This is a genomic window from Streptomyces sp. NPDC002845 (assembly GCF_053591955.1).
Map to the genome: position 1 here is coordinate 1 of NZ_JBSFUU010000235.1, position 1,580 is coordinate 1,580.

Genomic DNA, 1,580 nt, shown 5'->3' on the forward strand with positions numbered 1-1,580 from the left:
ACGTAGTCACCATCGTGTGCGGCAGCAACGTCGACGTAGACGCCTACCACCGCTGGGTCGGCACAGCTCCCATCCACAGGTCTTGACAATTGCTCCGAGTTGCGCCAGAGATGGGACTTGTAACAGGCGCCGTTGTCGGTCAGGACCCGCTGGACGGTGATGCCGGCGGCGGCGAAGTAGGCGTGGGCCCGTTGCCAGAACCCGACGGCGGTTTCCTTCTTCTCGTCGGTGAGTATCTCGCTGTAGGCCAGGCGGGAGTGGTCATCGACCGCGTTGTGCAGGAAGCTCATCCCGGCCTTGGCCCGGTTCCTGCGGCCCGCTTGCCGGCCGAGGACCTTGTGGCCGCCGCCGTCGGGCACGTTGCCGAGTTTCTTGATGTCGACGTGGACGAGATCGCCGGGGGCGTCGTGCTCGTAGCGGCGGATCACCCGGCCGGTGGCACGGTCCAGGTGGGCCAGGCGAGCCAGCTTGTAGCGGGTCAGGACACGGTGGACGGTCGCCGGGTTCAGGCCCAGGAGGTAGGCGATGCGGGCTGGACCCCACCGGCGCAGGACGCGGACCTTGATGATCCGCCGCTCGGTGCGGGTCGGGGTCCGGCGCGGGCTGTGGCGCGGGCGCGAGGACCGGTCGGCCATACCCGCCTCGCCCAGCTCCCGGTAGCGACCTGCCCACCGCTGAGCTGTCGTGGGCGAGACCTGGAAGCGTTCGGCGGCCCGGCGCAGGGGCCAGCCGTCGTCCACGACGCAGCGGGCCAGGCGCAGGCGACCGGTCTCGGTCAGAGGTGCATTACGGTGGGGCATGAGGGCCTTCTGATCGTTCGCGTGTAGACGTCGCAATCCACACCGAACCCGGAAGGCCCTCACTCGTTCAAGATCCGTCCGCCGTGATAGCTGTCACCAACCTCCGTGGAGTGCGACACGAAGTCGCAGTAGAGAAGTAAGGACAGCCAATGAAGCAGAGATAGAACGGCTGGCCTTCGAGCCAGTATCCAGGCTCGTCCCCACGCTCACATGCGTCGCTGGCAACGGCGGGGTGTGGAGCTGAGCGTTCAAGCCCAAGGGCGCCTCGGCCATCGAGGAACCACAGGCGAGGGGAAGGCTGGACGGGCGAACGCAAGTGAACCCTTGACGATGCCCCGTGAGGTTGAGGCTGCGCGATGGCATGCAGACGGCAGTCGCAGGACCTGGCGCTGGGAAGCGTAAAGCGACTCCTGGGGATCTCATTCCAGGAGGCGGATACCGCTGGTCCTGGGGTAGAGAGGGCGCCCACCCCAGCCGCATCTTCCTGGTGTGGAACGTGGAAACCCCGTCGGGGACCAGGCTGCGGCCTGGTGAGCCGACCGCAAGGAGAGCCGATCTCCCCGGCGGGACAGGATGATCCAAGAAGCGAAGGCCGGTAGGCCGAAAGGCCAGGGGAAACCGGGAGGTGGGCGCTTCACCCGCACCCGCATAACCCGCCGGATACGGGCCCCAGTGGCCCGGCCCGAAAGGGCAAGGCCGTGAAGTTACGGGCTGATCGTCGGCGTCAAGATGTTGATGCTGAGGGTGGCTTTGTAGGTGCGTCGGTCGACCTTGAGGCTT

Annotated in this window: 1 protein-coding gene; it reads right to left on the bottom strand. The window is 66.9% G+C overall.

Annotated features, from left to right (window positions below):
* On the bottom strand, nucleotides 1-800 hold an 800-nt coding region (locus tag ACWD3C_RS48560), incomplete at its 3' end, for an IS481 family transposase (protein WP_451155241.1).
* Nucleotides 801-1,580 lie beyond the last annotated feature (780 nt).